This window comes from Micromonospora sp. WMMD882, from assembly GCF_027497255.1.
GTDB lineage: Bacteria > Actinomycetota > Actinomycetes > Mycobacteriales > Micromonosporaceae > Micromonospora.
This window is the reverse complement of sequence record NZ_CP114903.1, coordinates 1,793,648-1,817,069: the sequence shown is the minus strand read 5'-3', so window position 1 is coordinate 1,817,069 and position 23,422 is coordinate 1,793,648. Positions and strand designations below refer to the sequence as shown.

Below are 23,422 nucleotides of genomic sequence, written 5' to 3'. Positions count from 1 at the left end.
TGCGCGTGACGGCCGCCACCTGCGGCGGCGCGGCACGCCCGCGCGGGTGTACGGCCGGCCCGGCGCGGCTGCTAGCGTCATGCACGTGTCGCGGACCCGCACCGAACGCCTGGTCAACCTGGTGATCTGCCTGCTGTCCACCCGCCGGTTCCTCACCGCCGCGCAGATCGCCGCGACCGTGCCCGGCTACGAACACGATCCGGACGACGTCCGGGATCACGAGGCGTTCCAGCGCAAGTTCGAGCGCGACAAGGCCGAGCTGCGGGAGCTGGGCGTCCCGTTGGAGACCGGCACCGCCAGCATCTTCGACACCGAGCCGGGTTACCGCATCGCGCACCGGGAGTACGCGCTTCCCGACATTCCGCTGGAGCCGGACGAGGCCGCCGCGGTGGGCATCGCGGCCCGGTTGTGGCAGCACGCCGGGCTGGCCGCCGCCGCCTCGTCCGGGCTGGCGAAGCTGCGTGCCGCCGGCGTGGACGTGGACCCGCAGGCCACCCTGGGGGTGGAGCCGATGGTCACGGTCGATCCGGCGTTCGCGCCGTTGACGGCCGCGGCCCGGGACCGTCGGGTGGTCGGCTTCGACTACCGGACGGCCGGTGGTGACGCGCCGACCACCCGTCGTCTCCAGCCGTGGGGCGTGGTCTGCTGGCGGGGCCGGTGGTACGTGGTCGGGCACGACCTGGACCGGTCGGCCACCCGCTGTTTCCGGCTGTCCCGGGTGGTCGGCGCGGTGCGGGTCACCGGTCGGCCCGGCGCCTACGCCCCACCCGAGGGGATCGACCTGATCAGTCACGTGGCCCGGTTCTCCGGTCCGGTGGAGCGGACCGGTCGGGCCACCGTCCTGGTCACCCCGGGTCGGGCCGCCGGGCTGCGCCGCTGGGCGGTGGAGAGCAGCAGCGGCCCGGACGGCGACCGGCTGGTCCTGCCGTACGCGGACGTGGAGTTCCTGGCCGGCCAGGTGGTCGGGTACGGGCCGGACGTGCGGGCGCTGGACCCGCCCGAGCTGCGTGACGCGGTGGTCCGGCGGTTGACGGAGATCGCGGCCCGGCACGACGAGGCCGCGTTGAGCGGAGGTGCCCGATGACCCGTACCGCCACCCGGCCGACCGGGTCGCGTGCCTCGGCCGACCGGCTCGCCCGGCTGCTGAACCTGGTGCCGTACCTGCTGGCCCGGCCGGGCATCGAGATCGCCGAGGCGGCGGGGGACCTCGGCGTCAGCGAGCGGCAGTTGCGCGAGGACCTGGAGCTGCTCTGGGTGTGCGGGCTGCCCGGCTACGGCCCGGGTGACCTGATCGACATGGCCTTCGACGGTGACCGGGTGACCATCACCTACGACGCGGGCATCGACCGGCCGTTGCGGTTGACCCCGGACGAGGCGTTGGCGCTGGTGGTGGCGTTGCGGATGCTCGCCGAGACGCCCGGGGTGGCCAACCGGGACGCGGTCGAGCGGGCGCTCGCCAAGATCGAGAGCGCGGGCGGTGACCTGGTCGGCGCGCCGGTGGCGGTCCGGCTGCCCGGCGACACGCAGCGGCTGGAGGCGCTGCGGGCGAAGGTGGAGGGCGGCCGGGCGCTGCGGGTCACCTACTACACGGCGGCCCGGGACGAGACCACCGAACGCACCATCGACCCGCTGCGGATGCTGTCGGTCGGCGGCCGGGCGTACGTGGAGGCGTGGTGCCGCCGCGCCGAGGCGGTGCGGATGTTCCGGGCCGACCGGATCGACGCGGTCACCGAGCTGGACGAGCCGGCCACGGCGCCGCCGCAGGCCCGCTCGTCCGACCTGACCGGCGGGGTGTTCCGGCCCACGCCCGATCTGCCGCTGATCACGCTGCGGATCGGTCGGGGCGAACGGTGGATCACCGAGTACTACCCCTGTGAGCGGATCGAGCCGGGTGAGGGGGACCGCTGGCTGGTCTCGCTGCGGGTGACCGACCTGGGCTGGGCCCGCCGGTTCGTGCTCGGGCTCGGCCCGGACGTGACCGTGCTGGCCCCGGCCGAGCTGGTCGAGCAGGTGCGGGCGCAGGCGGTGGCCGCCCTGGACGCGTACGCGGCCCCGCTGGCCACGTCGGCGGGCGCGCCGGCCGGGCAGTAGGCTGACCGCGTGCTGAAGTGGATCGTGCTCGCGCTGCTGCTCGTCCCGCTTGTCGCGTTCGGCCTGGCCGTGCGGCCGGTGCTGGTCCGGCTGCCCCGGCTGCGCCGGGCCGCGCTGACCCTCCAGCAGCGTCAGGAGCAGGCCACGTCGCTGGCCGCGAACGCCGAGGTGCTCCAGGAACGGGCCGAGGCGTTGCAGCGTCGGCTCGCCACCGCCGAGGAGCGGATGGCGCTGATCAGGGCCAAGCGGGGCGGTTGACGTGACACGTCGGGTTGGTCGAGACTTCACCGGCCGGCCTCGACAACCGTTGGGCCGGCGGGTGGCGCAGGCTGTCGGCGCACGTACGATGGGCTGCGACACACCACCCGTCCCACAGAGCGACTGGAGCTTCCCATGGGTGCCCTCAAGCCGTGGCACATCGCCGTACTCGTGGTCGTGCTGATCCTGCTCTTCGGCGCGAAGCGGCTCCCGGACGCGGCCCGTTCGCTTGGCCGTTCGCTGCGGATCATCAAGGCGGAGACCAAGAGCCTCCAGGACGACGACCGTGGCGACCTGGCCGAGAAGGCCGACGCGCAGGCCGGCTACCAGCCGTTGCCGCCGAACGCCGCCCACCCGCAGCAGCAGGCGCCGTACCACCCGGGTCAGCCGCAGCAGGCGCCGTACGCCGGTCAGCCGCAGCAGGCGCCGTACCAGGCCGCGCCGCAGCAGCCGGTCGCGCCGCCGGTCATCGACCCGGTGCAGCGCGTCCGCGAGAACTGACCGGGAGGCCGGTCCGCCGTGGCCTTCGGTCTCCGTAAGCGTGGTCCGAGCAAGTTCCAGCAGGCCGCCGACGGCTCGATGACCCTGATCGAGCACGTCCGCGAGCTGCGGGACAGGCTGTTCCGCGCGTCGATCGCGCTCGTCGCCGGCTTCGTCGTCGGTTTCGTGCTCGCGCAGCCGGTCTTCGAGCTGCTCGCCGAACCGTATTACCAGATCAACCCGGATGAGCCGTTCGTCCAGCTCGGCGCCGCCGACGGCTTCCTGCTGAAGCTCAAGCTGGCGTTGTGGATCGGTCTGATCGTCGCCTCCCCGGTCTGGCTCTACCAGCTCTGGGCGTTCATCGCGCCGGGCCTGCACCGGCACGAACGCCGGTACGCGTACTTCTTCGTCGGGATCGCCGCGCCGCTGTTCATGGGCGGGGCGGCGCTGGCCTACTTCGTGGTCGACAAGGGCCTGTCGTTCCTGCTGGAGTCCGGCGTCACCGGCGTGGAAACGTCGCTGGAGGTCACCCGGTACATCTCCTTCGTCACCAACATGATCCTGATCTTCGGGGTGGCGTTCGAGTTCCCGCTGATCGTGCTGATGCTCAACTTCGTCGGCCTGGCCAGCGCGCGCAAGTTGCTGAGCTGGTGGCGGGTGGCGGTCTTCGCGTTCTTCGCCTTCTCGGCGGTGGTGACGCCCACGCCGGACCCGTTCGGGATGACCGCGCTGGCGCTCTGCCTCTCCGCGCTCTACTTCGCCGCCGTCGGGGTCGCGTTCCTCAACGACAGGCGTCGGGGTCGCGGCAAGGAGATCTACGCCGGGCTCGACGACGACGAGGTCTCGCCGCTGGCGGACGACCGGGATCCGGTGACCGCCGGCGACCGGGTCGAGGCGAGCGCGCCGATCGCCGCCCCGGAGCCGGTCGCGGCCCCGGCCCCGATCGAGCGCCGCTACGACGACATGACGTGATCCCCGGGAACGCGCCGACGCCGTCCCCGTGCGTGGGGGGCGGCGTCTTCGGGCTCGCCGGTTGTCCGCCGGTCAGCCGGTGGCCGGCCGGTCGACTACTCTGCTGGCCGTGACCGCGGATGATCACCCGGCGGCCGTCGGGCCGCCCGACGGGCCGGTGGCCGTGCTGGCCAACCCGACCGCCGGGCGGGGACGACGCCGGGGGGCGCTGCCCCGCCTGCTGGACCGGCTGGGCGCTACCGGCCGGCCGGTCCGGCTGCTGGAGGCCAGCACCGCCGAGGAGGCCGAGGCGGCCTGCCGGGCGGCGGTAGCCGACGGCGTGGCGGCGCTGCTGACCGTCGGCGGGGACGGCACCGTGCACCGGGCGTTGCAGGCGGTGGCCGGCACGGCTGTAGCTTTCGGGCCGGTGCCCGCCGGCACCGGCAACGACTTCGCCGCCGACACCGGCTTCCCGGTCGACCCGGACGCCGCCGTCGAGGTGATCGTGGCGGCGCTGCGCGCGGGCCGGACCCGCCCGGTGGACCTGGCCCGGATGACCGGGGCCGACGGCACGGTCCGCTGGTACGGGGCGGTCCTCGCGGCCGGCTTCGACGCGGTCGTCAACGAACGGGCCAACCGGATGCGCTGGCCGCGTGGCCCCCGCCGGTACGACCTGGCGATCGTGGCGGAACTGGCCCGGCTGCGCCCGCGCCGCTACACCCTGCGCCTCGACGGCGTGCCGCAGGACGTCGACGCGGTGCTTGTCGCGGTGGGCAACTGCGCCAGCTACGGCGGCGGCATGCGGATCTGCCCGGACGCCGACCCGACCGACGGGTTGCTGGACGTGGTGGTCGGCGGACGGTTCGACAGGCGCACCCTGATGCGGGTCAAACCGCGCATCTACCAGGGCAGTCACGTGCGGCATCCGCTGGTGCGCAGCTACCGGGCCCGCACCGTGGAGGTGGCCGCCGAGGGCATCGTCACGTACGCCGACGGGGAACGGGCGCTGCCGCTGCCGGTGACCGTCACCGCCGTGCCGGCGGCGGCGCGACTGCTGCGCTGAGAACCGCCCGACGCCCCCGGACGGGGGCCGGGCGGCCCCGGGCGGGCGACGGGCGGGGTCAGCCGCGGGTCACCAGGTCGAGCACCGCGCCGAGGCCGTGCGGCCGGCCGGCGTCCGAGGCCGGCAGCACCAGCGTGGCGCAGCCCGCGTCGACCGCGCCCGCGTCGGCGGGCGTGTCGCCGACCATCAGCGTCTGCTCCGGGTCGACGCCCAGCAGACCGCAGGCGCGCAGGAAGATCCCCGGGTCCGGCTTGCGCCGGCCCACCTCGTAGGAGAGGACGAACGTGTCGACCAGCCCGGTCAGCTCCCACGCGTCGAACATCGGTCGCAGGTCGAAGCCGACGTTGCTGACCACCGCGGTCTTCACCCCGGCCGCCCGCAGCGCCGCCAGGGTGGGCCCGGCGTCCGGGTACGGCACCCAGCCGTCCGGGCTGAGGACCCGCTCGTAGAGGGCGTCGGCGAGGCCGTCGATACCGGCGTCCACGGTGCCGGCCAGCCCGGTGTACGCGGCCCGGTGCGCGTGTGGGTACAGGTCCCGGTCGGACCACACTTCGGCCAGCCGGGGCGGCACCCGGTGCGGCAGCGGCCCGCCGGCCCGCCCGGCGGTGAGCAGCCGGTCGGCGAGGACGGTGGCCCGCATCCGCTCCAGGGTCACCCCGCAGCTCGTGGCGGCGGCCGACACCCACTGCCGGGCGTCCTCCACCTGCGCCAGGGTGCCGTGGAAGTCGAACAGCACCGCCTCGATCCGGCGGCGCGGCTGCGGCGCGGGGTCGGCGGCGTGGTGGGCGCTGGGTTCGGGCGCATGGACATGATCCGGCACGTCGTGCACCCTACCGACCGCCCCGGACCGGCCTGCGCGTCGGCCTTGCCGGGTGCCCCGTCCGGAGACGCATTAATCTTGGTGGCATGTCGAGCCCCGCCGAGCGGTACGCCGCGGCGCGCCACCGGGCCGCGCAGGCCACCCTCTTCCCGGCCCTGGACGAGTTCGCCCTCGACCTCGGGTTCGACCTCGACGACTTCCAGCGGGAGGCGTGTCAGGCCCTGGAGCGGGGCAGCGGGGTGCTGGTGTGCGCCCCGACCGGGGCCGGCAAGACTGTGGTCGGCGAGTTCGCCGTACACCTGGCGTTGCGGGGCCGGCCCGGGAAGCCGGCGGCGGCCGACGGCGGGGAGACGCCCACCACCCGGCGCAAGTGCTTCTACACCACGCCGATCAAGGCCCTGTCGAACCAGAAGTACCACGACCTGGTCGACCGGTACGGCGTCGAGCAGGTGGGCCTGCTCACCGGCGACAACGCGATCAACGGGGACGCGCCGGTGGTGGTGATGACCACCGAGGTCCTGCGGAACATGCTCTACGCCGGCTCGACCACCCTGGCCGGCCTGGCGTACGTGGTGATGGACGAGGTGCACTACCTCGCCGACCGGTTCCGGGGCGGGGTCTGGGAAGAGGTGATCATCCACCTGCCCGACTCGGTGACCCTGGTGTCGTTGTCGGCGACCGTCTCCAACGCCGAGGAGTTCGCCGACTGGCTGGTCACCGTACGCGGGGAGACCGCCGTGGTGGTCAGCGAGCACCGGCCGGTGCCGTTGTGGCAGCACATGCTGGTCGGCAAGCGGATGTTCGACCTGTTCCACGACGCGGACGCGGCCCGCAAGCACGACGTGCACCCGGAGCTGCTCCGCTACACGCGGGACACGGTGCGCCGGCTCGACCTCGGCGAGGGGCGCGGCGCCGGGCCGGGGGCCGGTCGGCGCGGCCCGCGCTGGCGGGGCCCGCTGCGCCCGGACATCGTCGACCGGCTCGACCGGGAGGGCCTGCTCCCGGCGATCCTGTTCATCTTCAGCCGGGCCGGTTGCGCCGCCGCCGTGCAGCAGTGCCTGGCCGCCGGGCTCCGGCTGACCTCCCCGGAGGAACGCGCCGAGATCCGCCGGGTGGTGGAGTCCCGGGTCACCGCCATCCCCGGCGAGGACCTGACCGTGCTCGGCTACTGGGAGTGGCTCGACGGTCTGGAACGCGGGTTGGCCGCCCACCACGCGGGCATGCTGCCGGCGTTCAAGGAGGTCGTCGAGGAGCTGTTCGTCCGGGGTCTGGTCAAGGCGGTCTTCGCCACCGAGACCCTGGCGCTGGGCATCAACATGCCGGCCCGCTGCGTCGTGCTGGAACGCCTGGTCAAGTTCAACGGCGAGGCTCACGTCGACCTGACCCCGGGGGAGTACACCCAGCTCACCGGCCGGGCCGGCCGCCGGGGCATCGACGTCGAGGGGCACGCGGTGGTGGTCTGGTCGCCGGAGACCGACCCCCGGCACGTGGCCGGGCTGGCGTCCACCCGGACGTACCCGCTGAGGTCCAGCTTCCGGCCGTCGTACAACATGGCGGTCAACCTGGTCGGCAGCGTCGGCGCGGAGCCGGCCCGGGAGCTGCTGGAGTCGTCGTTCGCGCAGTTCCAGGCGGACCGGTCGGTGGTCGGCCTGGCCCGGCAGGTGCAGCGCAACACCGAGACCATCGACGCGTACGGCGCGGAGGCGGCCTGCCACCACGGCGACTTCGACGAGTACTTCGCGTTGCGGGTGGCGATCGGCGACCGGGAACGGGCCATCGCCCGGCAGGGGCAGACCCAGCGCAAGGCGGCGGCGGTCACCTCGCTGGAGCGGCTGCGGGTCGGTGACGTGATCCGGGTGCCCTCCGGGCGGCGGGCCGGGTTGGCGGTGGTGCTCGACCCGGCCACCGGCGGCTTCGGCGAGCCCCGTCCGCTGGTGCTGACCCAGGACCGTTGGGCCGGGCGGATCAGCCCCGGCGACTTCACCACCCCGGCCGAGGTGCTGGCCCGGATCCGGGTGCCGAAGCACTTCAACCACCGGTCGCCGGCCGCCCGGCGGGATCTCGCCGCGCAGGTCGCCGGCACCGGGCTGGACCGGCACGGTGGGCGGCGCGGTGGGCGTTCCCGGCAGGCGGCCGGCGAGGACCACATGCTCAGCCAGCTCCGCTCGGAGCTGCGTCGGCACCCCTGCCACGCCTGCCCGGAGCGGGAGGAGCACGCCCGCTGGGCGGAGCGCCGCCGCCGGCTGGAACGCGACACCGACGAGTTGCGGCAGCGGGTGGCCGGCCGGACCGGATCGCTGGCCCGTACCTTCGACCGGATCGTGGCGTTGCTGACCGCGCGGGGTTACCTGGGCGCCGACGGCGCGGTCACCGACGCGGGGCGGATGCTGGCCCGGATCTGGACCGAGGCGGACCTGCTCGTCGCCGAGTGTCTGCGCCGGGGGGTGTGGGACGGGCTGTCCCCGGCCGAGCTGGCCGCCGCCGTGTCGGTGGTGGTCTTCGAGGCCCGCCGTGACCTCGACGAGCGCGCCTCGGTGCCGCGTGGCGGGGTCTCCGACGCGGTCGACGCGACGTTGCAGTTGTGGAGCGGCATCGAGTCGGACGAGGCGGCCCGCGGGCTGGCCGTCACCCGGGAGCCGGATCTCGGTTTCGCCTGGCCGATCTACCGGTGGGCGCGCGGCGAGGCCCTGGCGAAGGTGCTGGCCAGCGGGCAGCAGCTCGACGGGGAGATGCCGGCCGGTGACTTCGTCCGCTGGGCGCGGCAGGTGGTCGACCTGCTCGGGCAGCTCGCCGACTCCGGCGGCGCGTCGGCCGAGCTGCGGTCCACCGCCCGGCAGGCCATCGCCGCCGTCAACCGGGGCGTGCTCGCGTACCACGCCACCGTCTGACCCACCGGCCCCCTTCCGGAGGTAACGCTCAGTAGTGACCGGGCGGCTGTCGGCGCGTCGCACGGTCACCGGGACGGCACGCGGCGGATTGCCGCTGGGGCGCTGTTGTGCCTGGTGACGGCGTCACAGATCATTGCTGCGGCGTGTCTCTCACGCCGGAGGATCTTCTGGGGGGATCGCCGCTGTGGCAGACATCAATCACATCGAGTACGGATGGATCACACCCGCGTTGGGGTACGGCCTCTCCGTGCTCGGCTCCTTCCTGGGGCTGGTGAGCGCCGGGCGCATCCGCACCGCCGCGACCACCGGTCAGCGCCTCTGGTGGGGAGCGCTGGCCGCCTGGGCGATCGGCGGCACCGCCATCTGGACCATGCACTTCATGGCGATGCTGGGGTTCGCCGTCGAGGGCGCCCAGATCCGCTACGACGTCCCGCTGACCATCGCCAGCGCGGTCATCGCCGTGGTCGCGGTCGGCATCGGCCTGGTCGTCGTCGGCACCGGGCGGGTCTCCGTGCCCCGGATCCTGGCCGGTGGCCTGTTCACCGGGGCCGGCGTCGCGGCGATGCACTACACCGGCATGGCCGCGATGAAGCTGCGCGGCGACCTGGGCTACGACCCGACCCGGGTCGCGCTGTCGGTGGTGATCGCGTTGGTGGCCGCCACCGCGGCGCTCTGGCTGGCGGTGACCGTACGCCGGACGGCGGCGTTGATCGGTTCGGCGCTGGTGATGGGCGTCGCCGTCAGCGGGATGCACTTCACCGGGATGAGCGCGCTCTCCGTGCACCTGCACCCGGAGCGGTCCGGGGTGACCGGCGCCGAGGTGAGCACCCTGCTGGTGCCGATCGTGCTCGCCGTGATCTTCGTGGTGGTCGGGCTGGTGTACGCGCTCCTCGCCGCGCCCACCGAGGAGGATCGGGCCGGCGTGGCGTACCTGGACTCCCGGTGGACGCCGGCGCCGGTCGCCGACGACCCGGCGTCCGCGCCGGCGGACCCGGTCGGCCTTCGGGCGCGTTCGACGCTCGGCCAGCCCGGCGTCCCGTTTCCCCGCCGCCGGGACGACGTCCGCCGCTGACCGGTCAGGGCCGGCGGGCTCGTGGGGTTCGGCCGGTTCGTCAGGCCCGGCGGGCTCGTGGGGGTTCGGCCGGTTCGTCAGGCCCGGTCGGCGAGGGCGTCGACGAGACGGCGGACCGGGCTGGCCAGGTTCCACTTCTCGGCCAGGGCCAGCAGGGCGTCCGGGTCGGCCGGGGCGGTCGGCAGGTCGGTGCCGAGCGCGGGGAGCGGCACGTCCCGGGCCACCCGCACCACGGTCGGCGCGACGGCCAGGTAATCCCGGGCGGCGTCGAGCTTCGTCCGCAGGCCGGGAGCGAACCCTGACCTGTCGTCGTCGAGCGCGGTGAGGATGCCGGCGAGGCTGCCGTACCGCTCGATCAGCCGGGCGGCGGTCTTCTCGCCGACCCCGGGCACGCCGGGCAGCCCGTCGCTGGGGTCGCCACGCAGCGCCGCGAAGTCCGCGTACCGGTCGGCCGGCACCCCGTACCGGGCGCGGACCGCCGCGTCGTCGCAGTCGTCGAGTTTCGCCACGCCCTTGCCGACGTAGAGCAGCCGTACCGGACGGCTGTCGTCGACGAGCTGGAACAGGTCCCGGTCGCCGGAGACCACCTCCACCGGGGCGGGCTGGGTGGTGGCGAGGGTGCCGAGCACGTCGTCCGCCTCGTAGCCGGCGGCGCCGACCGCCGGGACGCCGATCGCGGCCAGCGCGTCCAGGATCACCGGCACCTGGGGGCTCAGCGTGTCCGGCACCACCTCGCCGCCCTCCGGGGCCACCCGGTGCGCCTTGTACGACGGCAGCAGCGCGACCCGCCAGTCCGGCCGCCAGTCGTGGTCGAACGCGCACACCATCCGGTCCGGCCGGCGGGTGCGGACCAGTGTGGCGAGCATGTCGAGGAAACCTCGCACCGCGTTGACCGGGCTGCCGTCGGGCGCCTTCGCGGCGGACTCGGGGATGCCGAAGTAGGCCCGGAAGTAGAGGCTGGGGGCGTCGATCAGCAGGAGAGGTCGCGATGCCACGGGGACAGCCTGGCACAGCGACGCCGAGCCCGGGCAGCCGGCACGCCCGCTCGGCGCGGCCGCTCCGCAACGGCCGGACCGGCGCGGCCTGGTGCGGCGCCCTGCGTGGTCTGGCTGCGCCCAGCGCGGCGCGGCCCAGCGCGGCGCGGGCGTGGTTCGGTGCGATGTGGATGCGGCCTGGTGCGGGACCGTGGTGGGGCGTGGCGTGAGGCGGCGTGGGGGAGTGGTTGGCGTGCGCTGTGGAGCTGCCCCGGATATGGGGCAGCTCCACAGCGCGCGCCGGGGAGTTGCAGCGTCGACCGCACCGATCCGGGGCCGGTGGGCTGGCGAACTCCCGGCGCGCCGGGCTTTGGACGCCGGCGCGGCATGCCGGGGGGCTGCGCTGCGCCCTGGCGGACGTCGTGCCCAGCGGCGCGCGCCGTGGACCTGGCGGCGTGCGTGCACAGCGGCGCGCGTCGGGGGTCGGGCGCGGTGCCGGCGGGCGGCTGGGAACACCGTTCCGGACCGCGGCGAGATCGAAGCCACTCAGCGCCGGACGTGCGTCGGGCGGTCAGTGCGCGGCGCTGGCCACCGGGACCGGGTCCAGCGCGGCCAACCGGGCCGGCCGGACGACCACCAGCAGCACCACCACCGCGCAGACCATGCCACCGGCCACCACCAGCGCCATCGCCAGCGCCCCGGTGCCGAGCACCCCGACCAGCGGCGCGGCGAGCGCGCCCACGCCGAACTGCACCGCGCCCAGCAGCGCGGACGCGGTGCCGGCCGCCTCACCGTGCCGGGACAGCGCCAACGCGGGCGCGTTCGGCATCGCCAGCCCGGCCGCGGCCAGCACGACCCACAGGGCAGCCAGCAGGGCGGGCAGCCCACCGAACCCGGTGGCGGCGAAGAGCAGCAGCACCGCCGCGGCGACCGTGCCGCCGGCCAGCGCGGTGACCAGGATCCGCTGCGGCGAGTACCGGCGCAGCAGCCGGACGTTCAACTGGGTGGCGACGATCAGGCCGACCGCCCCGGCCCCGAACGCCAACCCGAACTCCTGCTCGTTCAGCCCGTACTGCCCCTGCATGACGAACGACGAGCCGGCCACGTACGCGAACAGCGCGGCCATGGCGAGGCCGGCGACCAGGATCAGACCGACGAAGGTGCGGTCCCGCAGCAGCGCGCCGTACGTGCGCAGGGTGGCGGTCAGCTCGGCGCTGCGGCGCAACGCGGGCGGCAGGGTCTCCGGCAGCCCCAGCGCCGCGACGACGAACAGCACGACCCCGAACACCGCGAGCACGACGAAGACCCCCCGCCAGTTCGTCCAGCCCAGCACCCCGCTGCCCAGCGTCGGCGCGAGGATCGGCGCGACGCCCATCACCAGGATCAGCCGGGACAGCAGGGTGGCGAACGCCGACCCGCTGAACAGGTCCCGGATCACCGCCATGGCGACGACCGCCGCGGCGGCGGTGCCGAGCCCCTGGAGGACCCGCAGCACGCCGAGCACCTCGATGTTCGGCGCGACGACACAGCACACCGAGGCCAGCACGTGCAACGCCACGCCGGCCAGCAACGGCCGGCGGCGGCCGAAGGCGTCGGAGAGCGGGCCGATCAGCAACTGACCGATCGCCAGCCCGGCCAGCGTGCCGGTCAGGGTGAGCTGCGCCTGGGCCGAGGTGATCCGCAGGTCGTCCATGATGGCCGGCAGCGCGGGAAGGTACATGTCGATCGTCAACGGCCCGATCGCGATGAGCGAGCCGAGCACCAGGACGAGGCGGAGCCGCTGCCCCCGGTCCATCAGGTCGCCGGGGGAGGAGGCCGGCGCCGGCGGAAGCGCGGTTTTCGCGTCGACGCTCATCGGGCACCGTGCCTCTGATCTTGTGAGCTCATACCTGCGACCAAAGACCGCTGGCCGCCTGGCATTCCCGCCTGCCGGCGGAGGTGTGCAGGGTCACTTTTCCACGTCGCCGCCCGCCCGGGGCCGCGACCGGTGCCGCGCAGCGCCCGGTGTCAGCGTGCCGCGCACTGGTAGCGGAAGATGGCGCGTCCCTGGGTGGGGGTCGGCTCGGTGATGTTGACCACCGCGGTCTCCGTCGTCGCGCCCACCCCGCTGAACGCCCACTTGAGATGCAGGGTGGCCGTGCGCTGGCCCCGGGCCACCCGCTCGGTCAGCAGGCCGCCCGGCTCCGCGTCGCTGCGCAACCACTGGTAGCGGATGGCGCCGGCCCGGCCGTTGGTCTCCACGGTCGCGACGACGTCCACCGTGACGTCGCAGCGGTCACCGGGCGGCTCGGGCACGGCCACCCGCACCGAGTGGATCTCCAACGGGCTCATCCGTTGCCAGAGGTGCAGCCCGACCGCGACCAGCAGGGCGAGGGTCAGCAGCGTCGACAGCACCGAGCCGGCCAGTCGCCACCGGGAGCGACGGGGCCCGGCAGGTGGCGACGCCGCGGGCCAGACCGGTGCCGCTGGCGTCGCCGGCGGCACCCCGGGACCGAAGCGCACCTCACCGCTCCGGGTGGGTGACCGCCCGACGGTGACCGGACGGCCCCGTCCGGCCGGTTCGTGACCGGCCGTGTCCGGGAAGGGACCGGTCGGTTCCTGGGCGGTCGGGAAGGGACCGGTCGGTTCGTGGGCGGTCGGGAAGACGCTGGTCCGTTCCTGGGCGGTGATCGGCTGGTACCGCCCGGTCGGCCCGGGATACGCGGTGGGCGCGGCGGTGACCTGCGGGTCCGGCTCTGCCGGAGCCCGACCCGGTCCGCTGTGCGGCGGACCGTCCGGCTCCAGCGCCGTCGACATGCTGGTGGACCGGAACGGATCGGTGGGAATCGACATCGACATGGCCGTGGTCGGCGTGTCGCTCGGGAGCACCGTCGTCGGCTCCTCGGCGACCCGGTGGGTCACCTCGGTCGATGCCAGCACGGCGACCGTGGGGGCGTCCGGGCGCGCCACCGGCCGCTGACCCGCCGTCACGGCGGCGACCAGCGTCGTCTGCGCGCCGGCCCCGACCGGCAGCGGGCCGTCCCGCAACTCCCGCACCGCCCCGGCCAGGTCGTGCTCCCCCCGGGCGGCGCAGCGCAACAGCAGGTCGGACCCGGGTTCCTTCCCGCACCACCGGGCGACCAGCCAGCGGAGCAGCTCCGCCCACGCCCGCCGGTCCACCGCCGGGTCGGCGGGCACGTGGCGCAGTCCGGGTAGCAGACCGGTCTCGGTGAGCGTCACCGCGCCAATCCCACTGACCGTGACGGTCCGGCCGTGCACCGCGCCGTGGCCGATGCCGACGGTGTGCAGGGCGGAGAGCGTCCGGGCGATCTCCGCCGCGATCGTCGCCACCGCGCCCGCGTCGAGGCCGGCGCCGTCCGCCTCGGCCAGCGCGGACAGCGTCGGCCCGGGAACCCGGTCGGCGACCAGCCACAGCGCCCCGTTGTGCCGGATCGGCGCGCCGGTGGTCAGCAGTCCGCCGTGGCGCAGCGCGCCGACCGCTTCGGTCGTCGCGGTCAGCCGCCGGGCCAGGTCCGGATCGGTCGAGGCGATGCGGAGGGCGAGCTGCTCCACGCCGTCCGGCGTCGACGCCCGCCACCAGATGCCGCAGACGCCCGGGTGGGCCTGGGCCAGGATGCGCGCTCCGGTGGGCAGGGTCGGCTGGGTCATCGGGTACGTCCTTCCGGGGGCGTCGGGGGTCCGCACGACCGGCGGGCGGCCAGCCGTGCCGGCCGGGTGGGCGGCCATCGGCGGTCAGCCCGGCGTGCAGGACGACTGGAGGGTCACGGACACCCGACGGCCGGCGCCGGTGTTGCCGGCGGCGTCGGTGGCGGTGACGTCGACCGGGATCGTGGTGTCCCTGCGGGGCGTGCCCAGCGGCCCCAGCGTGCCCCGGAAGACGTCACCCTTGAGCCGGACCATCGACACCGTGGCGGTCGCCCCGCCGAGCGTGTAGCGGAAGCTCACCCGTAGCTCGCCGGCCGTCGTCAGGTCGTCGGTCACCGAGGCGGTGACCGTGCTGGCGGTGGGGCCGTACGGGCAGCCCTTCGGGTCCAGGGTGGTCGGATCGGCGGAGACCCCGCCGACGGTGGGCGGGCTGCGGTCGGGCGGCGGCGATGGGGTCGTGCTCACCAGCGGGCTCGGCGTCGGGGGCCGGCTGGGCGTGGCCGACGGGGTACGGCGGACCGTCGGAGCGACGGCCGGGACGGTCGTCGGTGGGGCGGTCGTCGACGGCGTGGGCGTCGGGGCGGGCGTCAGCGCGTCCGCGGTGGGCGTCGGCGGCGACGTCGGGTCCAACGGATCACCGGCCGGGTCGGCGGCGGCCGGAGTCGTCGGGTCGGTGGCGACGGCCAGCTCGACCGGCGTCTCGTCCCGGGCGGCGTAGCTGTAGCTCACGCCCCCGGTGGCCAGCAGCACCGCGATGCTCCCGGCGACCAGGGTCCTGCGTCCCCAGCCCCGACGCCGGCCGCTCCCGCCGTCGACGGTGTCGGCGTCGAGGGCGCCGGTGGCCAGGGTGGTGGTGGCCAGGGTGGTGGTGGCGACGGCCGTGCCCCCGTGGCCGGCATCGTGCGACGGGAAGAGCAGGGCCAGCAGGAGCGCCCGCTCGGCTAGGCGGCTGCGGCCACGCTCCTCCCACTGCGGCCCGTACGCTGCGACAGCCACCGCCTCCAGCCGGTGAAGGAACGAGGCGGCCGGCTGTGGGCGTTCCTCCGGCTGCTTGGCCAGCCCGTGCCGCAGCAGGTCGTGCACGGCCTCCGGGGTCGGCTCGGTGGGGATCGGCGCGTGCGCGTGCTGGTCGCGAAGATCCAGCAACCCTGGACCGGTGAACGGGGCCTGGCCGGTCAGGCACTCGTAGAAGACCGCCGTCGCCGCGTAGATGTCCGACGCCGGGGTGGCCGCCGCGCCGCGCCACTGCTCCGGGGCCATGTAGCGGGGCGTGCCGGTGACCGAGGCGCCCGCCGCACGGCCGATCGGCATGGCGATGCCGAAGTCCGCGAGCTTGCTCTCGCCGGCCCCAGTGACCAGCACGTTCTCCGGCTTGTAGTCGCGGTGGACCACGCCTCGGACGTGCGCGGCGTGCAGGCCGAGCAGCGAGCCCTTGAGCACGTACAGTGCCGACTCCGGGCCGGTAGGGCCGTTCGCGCGCAGCATCTGGCGCAACGACACCCCGTCGACCAGCTCCATCACGATGGCCGCGCCCCGCGCGGACTCCACGTACTCGTAGAGACGGGCGACGAACGGGTCGTCGATCGAGGCGAGCAGTTCGGCCTCGGCGCGGAACGCAGCCCGGAAGGACGGGTCGTCGCCGACCGTGCCGACCAGGTACTTGATCGCGGTCGGCGTGCCGGTGGCGTCGTGGGTGGCCAGGACGACCCGGCCGGACGCCCCGGACCCGAGCTCCCGAAGGTGCGTGTAACCGGAGATCTGCCAGTTGTGGGCGTTCACCGTGCCGCCTCCCGCGAGCCACCGCGTCCAAACGGGATGTGTCGGAAGCCGTCGACGCCGGCAGCGTCCGGCGGACGCCGGAACCGGAACGGCGACGGCGACGGCGACGAGCCTACGGGGCGCTGGTCCGGCGTCGGTACAGCCGATACGTCAGCGTGGGGCAGCGGGTCGGGCAGCAGCACGACGTCAGAGGTAACAGATCACGGCAACCCCGGGGTCGGCCGGTCACCCCGGTCGCCGGGGCCAGTCCGCCGGGATGCGTTCCAGCACCCCGCCGGCGAACACGTCCCGCAGGCCCAGCGGCTTGAGGTGCACGTACCCGATGTGGCAGTCACAGATCGCGTTGGGGCAGGCCCGGGGGGTCAGGGCGGCACGCCACGAGCCGTCGTAGAGGTTGCCGATCGGCTCGGCGACGAAGTGGCAGCGGCGTACCGTGCCGTCGCCGCGCACCGACACCGCCGTCTCCCCGGCGTGGCAGGGACGGCCGAGCGACAGGTGCGGGCGGACGCTGTAGCCGAACAGCGGGTCCAGCGCCGTCCAGGCGGCCTCCTGCGCCGCGTCGTAGCGGTGCCCGTCGGCGGCGTTGACCCACAGGTAGACCTCGGCCGGCAGGGCGGCGCGCAGCGCCCGCGCCTCGGCCAGGTGCTCCGGCAGCCCGACCACCCCGACCGAGAAGCGCACGCCCAGCTCACGCAGCTCGGCGCAGCGGGCCAGGAAGCGTTCCCGGGTCACCTGCCCCGGGTGGTAGGTGGTCCACAGCGCCACCGTGTCCCGGTCGGCGTCGGCCAGCCAGCCCGGCCGGGCGGCCAGGTTCGTCTGGATCGCCACCCGGTCGACGTGCGGCAGGTGGGACAGTCGCACCATCGCCGTCCGGTACCAGCTCCGGGTGAGCCCCTCGCCCCACGGCGTGAACAGCACCGACAGCCGTACGTCGGTGGTGTCGCCGACCCAGCCGGCGAAGCGGTCCAGGGCGGCCCGGTCGGCGCGCAGCAGCTCCGGCGGGTCGCGCCGCTTGGCGAACGGACAGTACGGGCAGTCGTAGTTGCAGCTCGCCAACGGGCCCCGGTAAAGGATCGACAGGCTCATCGCGGCGTGTGCTCCGCCATCGCCCGGCGCACCGGCGCGGAGACCAGCCACGGCCCGACCAGGTCGGAGCGGGCCAGCCCGGCGGCGGTGAGCCGGGCGCCGTCGGCGGTGGCCCAGCCGCGCCGGGTCAGCTCCGCCAGCTCGGGGAAGTCGTCGGTGTGCGCGGCGCCGAACCGCTGCCGGTATGCGGCCGGGTCGAGGCCGTCGACCCGCAGCAGCGACTGGATGAGCCAGCGGCGGCGCTGCTCGGCGTCGTCGAGGACGATGCCCACCTCGGCGTGGTCGAAGTCGCCCGCCGGGCGGGCCGAATAGTCGTCGAGCACCGCGCGGACCTCGGTGACGCCGACCGCGTAGTCGAAGGAGTAGTGCAGCGCCGAGGTGTACGACCGGGCCCCGCAGCCCAACCCCACCATGCCGTCGTCCTGGCAGCAGTAGTCCGGGCCGGCGGGGGTGGCCACGTCGGCGCGGCGGAACTGCCGCATCGACTCCTGTCGGTAGCCGGCCGCGTCGAGCACCTGCGTCGCCTCGGTGTAGCGGGCCAGCCGCTCGGCGTCCCAGTCCGCGCGGGTGCGCGCCCGCCGGCCCAGCCCGGTCAGCGGCCGGACGTACAGCGGGTAGAGGTAGAGCTCCTCCGGCCGCCAGGCCAGCGCGGCCTCCAGGCTGGCCAGCCAGGACGCGGCGGTCTGCCCGTCGATGCCGTAGATGAGGTCGACGTTGAGCACCGGGACGCCGGCCGCCCGGATCGCTCCCAGCGCCCGTTCGACCTCGTCGCGGCGCTGCGGGCGGCCGGCGGCGCGGGCCTCGGCGTCCAGGAAGCTCTGCACCCCGATGCTGACCCGGGTGACGCCGCGTTCGGCGAGCACGGCCAGCCGGTCCGGGGTCGCGGTTGCCGGCGACGTCTCCACCGAGACGGGCAGCCCGGCCAGCGGGCCGCCGGCGGTCTCCTCGGCGATGTCGAACAGCTCGACCAGCTCGCCGGCCTCCAGGTAGGTGGGGGTGCCGCCGCCGAACGCGGCCCGGACGAACCGGGTGTCCCCGCCGAGCGCCGCCCGGACCCGTTCGGCCTGCCGGCGCAGTTGTCGCAGGTACGCCCCGACCTGTTGGGCGGGCGGGTTCGCCCGGGTGAACAGGTTGCAGAAACCGCAGCGCATCTCGCAGAACGGCACGTGCAGGTAGAGGAAGAGCGCGTCGCGGGCCTGCCCGGCCCAGACGTCGCGCAGCGCCGGTCGGGGCCGCAGCGGCCGGTACGCCGTCTTGTGCGGGTACGCGTAGAGGTAGCCCTGGTAGGGCGAGCCGTCGAGGGTCACGAGTCTCCCGGGTCGAGGGTGAAGTGGGCGTACGGCACCGTCCAGACCACCTCGTGGGCGAACCGGTGGCCGGTGTGGCCGTCCTCGCCGTAGGCGGTGCCGTGGTCCGCGCACACGATCACGAACACCGGCCGGGACCGGCCGGTGACCAGCGTGACGAGCCGGTCCACCCGGGCGTCGACGTGCTCCAGGGCAGCGGCGTGACTGGCCCGGGTGTCCTCGGTGGCGCCCGGCAGGTAGTGGTGGTTCGGTTGGTGCAGCGCGGCGACGTTGAGGAAGGTGAACAGCGGCCGGCCGGCCGGCAGCCGGTCGACGACCTCGGCCAGCCGGTCGAGTTGGGCGTCCAGGCAGCCCGGCGCGGTGACCCCGAAGGCGGGCTCCCAGTGCGCCTCGGCGAACAGGCCGGGCAGCACCGCGCCGAGCGGGCTGCGCCGGTTGAAGAACCCCACCCCACCGAGACAGAGCGTGTGGTAGCCCTCGGCGCGCAGCGCGGTGGGCAGGTCCGGCGCGTCGAAGACCCAGGTGTCCGCCCCGGCGGACTCGCTGCCCGGGAACCGGGCGGCGAACAGCCGCGGATGCGGCCCCGGACCGGTCGGGGTGGGCAGGAACCCGGCGAAGAACGCGTGGTGGGCGGCGTAGGTGAAGCTGGCCGGGGTGTGCCGCCGCTCCCACCGGCCGTCCGGCAGCAGCCGGGCCAGCGCCGGGGTGCGCCCGGCGCTGGCCAGCTCGTCGGCCACGTCGAAGCGGAGCGTGTCCAGGGTGACCAGCAGCAGGTCGTGCGAGCCGATCAGGTCACGCATGCCGCCTCCCGGGTCGCCCCGACCGCCGGCCGCCAGCCGGCGAGGATCACGTGCGCCTGCGCGGCGTAGCTGTCCCGGCCGTCCTCGTCGAGCACCCCGGGCAGCAGGTCACCGAAGGCGTTGGCCTCGGCCACCGCGTGCCGCGTCCAGCCGGGCAGGAACATCAGGTCCACCGCCACGTGCAGGGTGCCCGGGAAGCAGGCCGCCACCCGTTCGCAGGTGGCCATGGCCGCCGCCCAGCCGGTCGGGCCGACCGCCGCGCGCGCCGCCGCCAGGTCGCCCCGGGCGTTACCCAGGTGCAGGTTGGTGATCGGCACCCGGGCGGCCCGGACCACCGCGTGGGTCGGCCGCCCGGCCACCACCACGACCCGTACGTCCACCACCCGGTCGGCGAGGCCCGCCTTCGGCAGCCACCGCTCCACGTGCAGCCCGTCCGGGGCGAGCCGGTCGACGATGGCGGCGACCTCCGTCTCGGTGGTGTACCGGCGGACCCGCAGCGAGTTGAACAGCCGCCCGCCGTCGCGTTCCACCGAGGTGGTGGCGACGACCCGGGAGCCGTGCGTCGCCAGGGCGAGCACCCCGGAGGCAGAGGAGCCGTGCGCCGGTTTGACGAACACCCGCGTCCACCCGGCCCGGCGCATCGCCGCCCGCAGCCCGGCGTACCCGGTGACGCCGGGCAGCGCCGCCGGCACCGGCACGCCGGCCGCCGCCAGCAGCGCGTGGCAGCGGCGCTTGTCGCACAGGGTGGCGACGTCGGCGGGCTGGTTGAGCAGGGTCGCCCCGCCGGAGGCGAGCCGCGTCAGCGCCCGGCGCAGCCCGGCGTGCCCGGCGGCCAGACCGACGATCTCGCCGTGCCGCGCCGGCTCGTGGGCGCCCCGCAGCAGCCGGTCGACCTCGGCGTCCTCGCCGGGGGAGTCGATCCGCACCAGCGTCCCGGCCGGCGGCGCGGCGGCCCCGGTGAGCACGTCGCGCCAGGGCAGCACGGTCGGCGTGGCCAGCCCGGCGGCGACCGCCGCCGCGGTGAAGAAGCGGACCCGGCGGTGGCCCGGGTTGCCCACCACCGTCAGCTCCACCACGCCCGCCCCACTGTCGCGCCACCGCCCATCGCCGGCTACTCCCCGACCATCGTGTAGCGGTAGACCCGGCCGTCGTACTCCTCGGCCTTGCGCGCGTCGTCGACGTCCACGTCGACCCCGGCGAGCCGCGCGACCAGCCGACCGGCCAGCTCCTCGGAGAGGAAGTGGTGGCGCAGGTCGAGACGGCGCAGGTGGGTCAGCGGCTGCCCGGCGAGCAGCGCCTCGCCGCCGACGTCGGTGAGGGTGCCCATGGACAGGTCGAGCGCCGTCAGGCGCGGCACGACCCCGGCGGTGGCGACGGCGGCGGCCACCTCGTCGGCCAGGTCGGTGTTGCAGAGTCCGAGCGTGCGCAGGGCGGGGAGCCGATCGCCGCCCAGCACCGGCGCGAGGTCGGCGACGGTGGCGTCCCGGCCGTAGTCGTCGACGCCGAGCCACAGCTCCAGGTGGGTCAGGGCGGGCAGGTCCGACTCACCGACCGCCCGGACCACGGCGGCGGGCAGGCCACCGGACTCGAACGCCAGCTCCCGCAGCGCCGGGTGCCGCGTCGGGCGCAGCGTCAGACCGTCCGCGCCGCGCACCCGCAGCACCTCCAACGCCGGGTACGCCGTCAGCAGCCCGCTGACGTCGCCGTGCCGGATCCAGGAGATCTCGCACTCCTCGAAGGTCATCTCGCCGAGGAAGAGCGCGCGCAGGCCGGTCAGCCGGGGCGCGAGCGAGACCAGCAGGTCGACCGGGGCCGGGTTCTCGTACGGGCTGCCCCACTGGCCGACGACGAGCGCCCGGATCGACCCGGCGGGCACCGCCGCCAGCAGCGCCTCCAGCGTCTCGGTCAGCTCCTGCGGCGACGAGTCGTAGTCGGCGGCCTCGACCCGCCAGGCCACCGCCGACGGGTCGGCCGGCAGCGCCAGGTCGGGCGCGAACCGCACGACCGGCAGGCCGTCGAACGTCGTCACATGGGAGTTGATGGTCACGCGAGCCTCCGCCCTCGGGATCTACGGCGACGGCACCGTAGCAGCGGCCGCCGACATCGCCGCCCGCCCGACCGCCCACGCCGGCGCCGGGGGCGGTGGGGATGACGCCACGCGCCGTCACCGATCACGGACCCTGCTCGGCGGTCCGCGCGACAGCTCGTATCCTTTCCGCGACAGCACTGTTCCGGAAAGGAGTCGGCGTGAGCAACGGGGTCGAGACGCGCGAGTTCCAGGCGGAGGCGCGTCAACTGCTCCAGTTGATGGTCCACTCGATCTACTCGAACAAGGACGTCTTCCTGCGCGAGCTCGTGTCGAACGCGTCCGACGCGCTGGACAAGCTCCGGCTGGAGTCGATGGTCGACAAGGATCTCGACGTCGACACCTCCGACCTGCACATCGAGATCGAGGTCGACAAGGAGAAGCGGACGCTGACCGTCCGCGACAACGGCATCGGCATGTCCCGGGACGACGTGGTCGCCCTGATCGGCACGATCGCCAAGTCCGGCACCGCCGAGCTGCTGCGCAAGCTGAAGGAGTCCCAGGACGCCAACGCCTCCCAGGAGCTGATCGGGCAGTTCGGCGTTGGTTTCTACGCCACCTTCATGGTGGCCGACCGGGTGGAGCTGGTGACCCGCCGGGCCGGGCAGACCGGCGGCACCCGGTGGGAGTCCACCGGCGAGGGCACCTACACCGTCGAGGACGTCGAGGACACCCCGCAGGGCACCTCGGTCACCGTGCACCTCAAGCCGGAGGACAGCGAGGACAACCTCTTCGACTACACCGCCGAGTGGAAGCTCCGGGAGATCGTCAAGCGGTACTCCGACTTCATCGCCTGGCCCATCCGGATGACGACGGAGCGCACCGACGAGGAGGGGAAGACGACTGTCGACGTCCAGACCCTCAACTCGATGAAGGCGCTGTGGGCCCGACCGCGCAGCGAGGTCGACGACGCCGAGTACCACGAGTTCTACAAGCACCTCAGCCACGACTGGGTGGACCCGCTGGAGACCATCCACATGCGGGGCGAGGGCGCCTTCGAGTACGAGGCGCTGCTGTTCATCCCGTCCCACGCGCCGTACGACCTGTTCATGCGGGAGGGCAAGCGCGGCGTCCAGCTCTACGTCAAGCGCGTCTTCATCATGGACGACTGCGAAGCGCTGATGCCGGACTACCTGCGCTTCGTCAAGGGCGTGGTGGACGCCCACGATCTGTCGCTGAACATCTCCCGGGAGATCCTCCAGCAGGACCGGCAGATCCGGGTGGTGCGTCGCCGGCTGGTCAAGAAGGTCCTCGCCACCGTCCGGACCATGCTCACCGAGCAGCCCGAGCGCTACCGCACGTTCTGGACCGAGTTCGGCCGGGCGGTCAAGGAAGGGCTGATCGACGACACGGAGAACCGGGACACCCTCCTGGAGGTCACCTCCGTGGCCTCGACGCACCACGAGACCGAGCTGACCACCCTGGCCGGCTACGTCGAGCGGATGAAGGACGGCCAGTCCGACATCTACTACCTGACCGGCGAGTCCCGCACCATGATCGAGAATTCGCCGCACATGGAGGCGTTCCGCGCCAAGGGCTACGAGGTGCTGATCCTCACCGACCCGGTGGACGAGGTGTGGGTCGAGCGGGTCGGTGAGTTCGACGGCCGACCGCTGCGCTCGATCGCCAAGGGCCAGGTCGACCTGGACTCCGAGGAGGAGCGCAAGAGCGCCGAGCCGGAGCGTGAGCAGCAGCGCAAGGACTTCGCCCCGCTGCTGACCTGGCTGGGCGAGCAGCTCGCCGAGGAGGTGAAGGAGGTCCGGCTCTCCGCCCGCCTGACCACCTCCCCGGCCTGCATCGTCGGTGACGCGCACGACCTGACCCCCACGCTGGAGAAGATGTACCGGGCGATGGGGCAGGAGGTCCCGCCGGTCAAGCGGATCCTCGAGCTCAACCCGACGCATCCGCTGGTCACCGGGCTGCGCAAGGCCCACGAGCAGGGCGTCGACACCGAGGGCCTGACCGAGACCGCCGAGCTGCTGCACGGCATGGCGCTGCTCGCCGAGGGCGGCGAACTGGCCGACCCGTCCCGGTTCACCCGGATCCTCGCCGACCGGCTCGCCCGTACGCTGTGACCGTCGGGCCGGGGGTGGGGCCGCGTTCCCGCCCCCGGCTCCACACG

At 74.5% G+C, this 23,422-nt stretch carries 19 protein-coding genes; 9 read left to right on the top strand and 10 right to left on the bottom strand.

Annotation, left to right across the window (positions count from 1 at the left end):
• Positions 1-85: 85 nt before the first annotated feature.
• From O7606_RS06895 to O7606_RS06870, 6 genes are all read left to right on the top strand, one after another.
• On the top strand, positions 86-1,084 hold the full coding sequence (locus O7606_RS06895; protein WP_281598232.1) for a WYL domain-containing protein: 999 nt from the start codon (positions 86-88) through the stop codon (positions 1,082-1,084).
• On the top strand, positions 1,081-2,091 hold the full coding sequence (locus O7606_RS06890; protein WP_281598231.1) for a YafY family protein: 1,011 nt from the start codon (positions 1,081-1,083) through the stop codon (positions 2,089-2,091). Before O7606_RS06895 ends, O7606_RS06890 begins: the two co-directional genes overlap by 4 nt.
• Positions 2,092-2,100: 9 nt before the next feature.
• Positions 2,101-2,349: a hypothetical protein gene (locus O7606_RS06885; RefSeq protein ID WP_281598230.1), complete on the top strand. Its 249-nt coding sequence runs from the start codon at positions 2,101-2,103 to the stop codon at positions 2,347-2,349.
• 135 nt (positions 2,350-2,484) lie between these two features.
• The gene (gene tatA / locus O7606_RS06880) at positions 2,485-2,850 is read left to right on the top strand and encodes a Sec-independent protein translocase subunit TatA (protein ID WP_281598229.1); all 366 of its coding nucleotides are present in this window, start codon (positions 2,485-2,487) and stop codon (positions 2,848-2,850) included.
• 18 nt (positions 2,851-2,868) lie between these two features.
• Positions 2,869-3,801, top strand: coding sequence for a twin-arginine translocase subunit TatC (gene tatC / locus O7606_RS06875; RefSeq protein WP_281598228.1), 933 nt, complete (start codon positions 2,869-2,871; stop codon positions 3,799-3,801).
• 100 nt (positions 3,802-3,901) lie between these two features.
• Positions 3,902-4,843, top strand: coding sequence for a diacylglycerol kinase (locus O7606_RS06870; protein WP_281599524.1), 942 nt, complete (start codon positions 3,902-3,904; stop codon positions 4,841-4,843).
• Between the two features lie 58 nt (positions 4,844-4,901).
• On the opposite strand, the gene O7606_RS06865 is transcribed toward O7606_RS06870, so the two are convergent.
• Positions 4,902-5,663 (bottom strand): HAD-IA family hydrolase, encoded by a 762-nt coding sequence (locus tag O7606_RS06865; RefSeq protein ID WP_281598227.1) that lies wholly within the window; start codon positions 5,661-5,663, stop codon positions 4,902-4,904.
• An 86-nt stretch (positions 5,664-5,749) separates the two neighbouring features.
• On the opposite strand from O7606_RS06865, the gene O7606_RS06860 reads away from it, so the two are divergent.
• Together O7606_RS06860 and O7606_RS06855 are read left to right on the top strand one after the other, a co-directional pair.
• Positions 5,750-8,551: a DEAD/DEAH box helicase gene (locus O7606_RS06860; RefSeq protein ID WP_281598226.1), complete on the top strand. Its 2,802-nt coding sequence runs from the start codon at positions 5,750-5,752 to the stop codon at positions 8,549-8,551.
• A 184-nt stretch (positions 8,552-8,735) separates the two neighbouring features.
• Complete coding sequence (locus tag O7606_RS06855; protein WP_281598225.1) at positions 8,736-9,623, top strand: MHYT domain-containing protein; 888 nt, start codon at positions 8,736-8,738, stop codon at positions 9,621-9,623.
• Between the two features lie 77 nt (positions 9,624-9,700).
• Here the strand turns inward: O7606_RS06855 and O7606_RS06850 are convergent, their stop codons facing one another.
• The 9 genes from O7606_RS06850 to O7606_RS06810 form a co-directional block, all read right to left on the bottom strand.
• Positions 9,701-10,618, bottom strand: a complete 918-nt coding sequence (locus O7606_RS06850; protein WP_281598224.1) for a 5'-3' exonuclease — start codon at positions 10,616-10,618, stop codon at positions 9,701-9,703.
• Positions 10,619-11,168: 550 nt separating this feature from the next.
• On the bottom strand, positions 11,169-12,392 hold the full coding sequence (locus O7606_RS06845) for a multidrug effflux MFS transporter (protein WP_281599523.1): 1,224 nt from the start codon (positions 12,390-12,392) through the stop codon (positions 11,169-11,171).
• Positions 12,393-12,604: 212 nt separating this feature from the next.
• On the bottom strand, positions 12,605-14,245 hold the full coding sequence (locus tag O7606_RS06840) for a hypothetical protein (RefSeq protein ID WP_281598223.1): 1,641 nt from the start codon (positions 14,243-14,245) through the stop codon (positions 12,605-12,607).
• 84 nt (positions 14,246-14,329) lie between these two features.
• On the bottom strand, positions 14,330-16,021 hold the full coding sequence (locus tag O7606_RS06835) for a serine/threonine-protein kinase (protein WP_281598222.1): 1,692 nt from the start codon (positions 16,019-16,021) through the stop codon (positions 14,330-14,332).
• A 225-nt stretch (positions 16,022-16,246) separates the two neighbouring features.
• Positions 16,247-17,107: an STM4011 family radical SAM protein gene (locus tag O7606_RS06830; RefSeq protein ID WP_281598221.1), complete on the bottom strand. Its 861-nt coding sequence runs from the start codon at positions 17,105-17,107 to the stop codon at positions 16,247-16,249.
• Positions 17,104-18,414, bottom strand: a complete 1,311-nt coding sequence (locus O7606_RS06825; RefSeq protein WP_281598220.1) for an STM4012 family radical SAM protein — start codon at positions 18,412-18,414, stop codon at positions 17,104-17,106. The genes O7606_RS06830 and O7606_RS06825 overlap by 4 nt, the downstream gene beginning before the upstream one ends.
• The gene (locus O7606_RS06820; protein WP_281598219.1) at positions 18,411-19,214 is read right to left on the bottom strand and encodes an STM4013/SEN3800 family hydrolase; all 804 of its coding nucleotides are present in this window, start codon (positions 19,212-19,214) and stop codon (positions 18,411-18,413) included. The genes O7606_RS06825 and O7606_RS06820 overlap by 4 nt, the downstream gene beginning before the upstream one ends.
• Positions 19,202-20,290: an STM4014 family protein gene (locus O7606_RS06815; RefSeq protein ID WP_281598218.1), complete on the bottom strand. Its 1,089-nt coding sequence runs from the start codon at positions 20,288-20,290 to the stop codon at positions 19,202-19,204. Before O7606_RS06815 ends, O7606_RS06820 begins: the two co-directional genes overlap by 13 nt.
• Positions 20,291-20,325: 35 nt before the next feature.
• Positions 20,326-21,261 carry an STM4015 family protein gene (locus O7606_RS06810; protein ID WP_281598217.1) on the bottom strand — a complete coding sequence of 312 codons (936 nt, stop codon included), beginning with the start codon at positions 21,259-21,261 and terminating at the stop codon, positions 20,326-20,328.
• Positions 21,262-21,461: 200 nt separating this feature from the next.
• On the opposite strand from O7606_RS06810, the gene htpG reads away from it, so the two are divergent.
• Positions 21,462-23,375 carry a molecular chaperone HtpG gene (gene htpG / locus O7606_RS06805; RefSeq protein ID WP_281598216.1) on the top strand — a complete coding sequence of 638 codons (1,914 nt, stop codon included), beginning with the start codon at positions 21,462-21,464 and terminating at the stop codon, positions 23,373-23,375.
• Positions 23,376-23,422 lie beyond the last annotated feature (47 nt).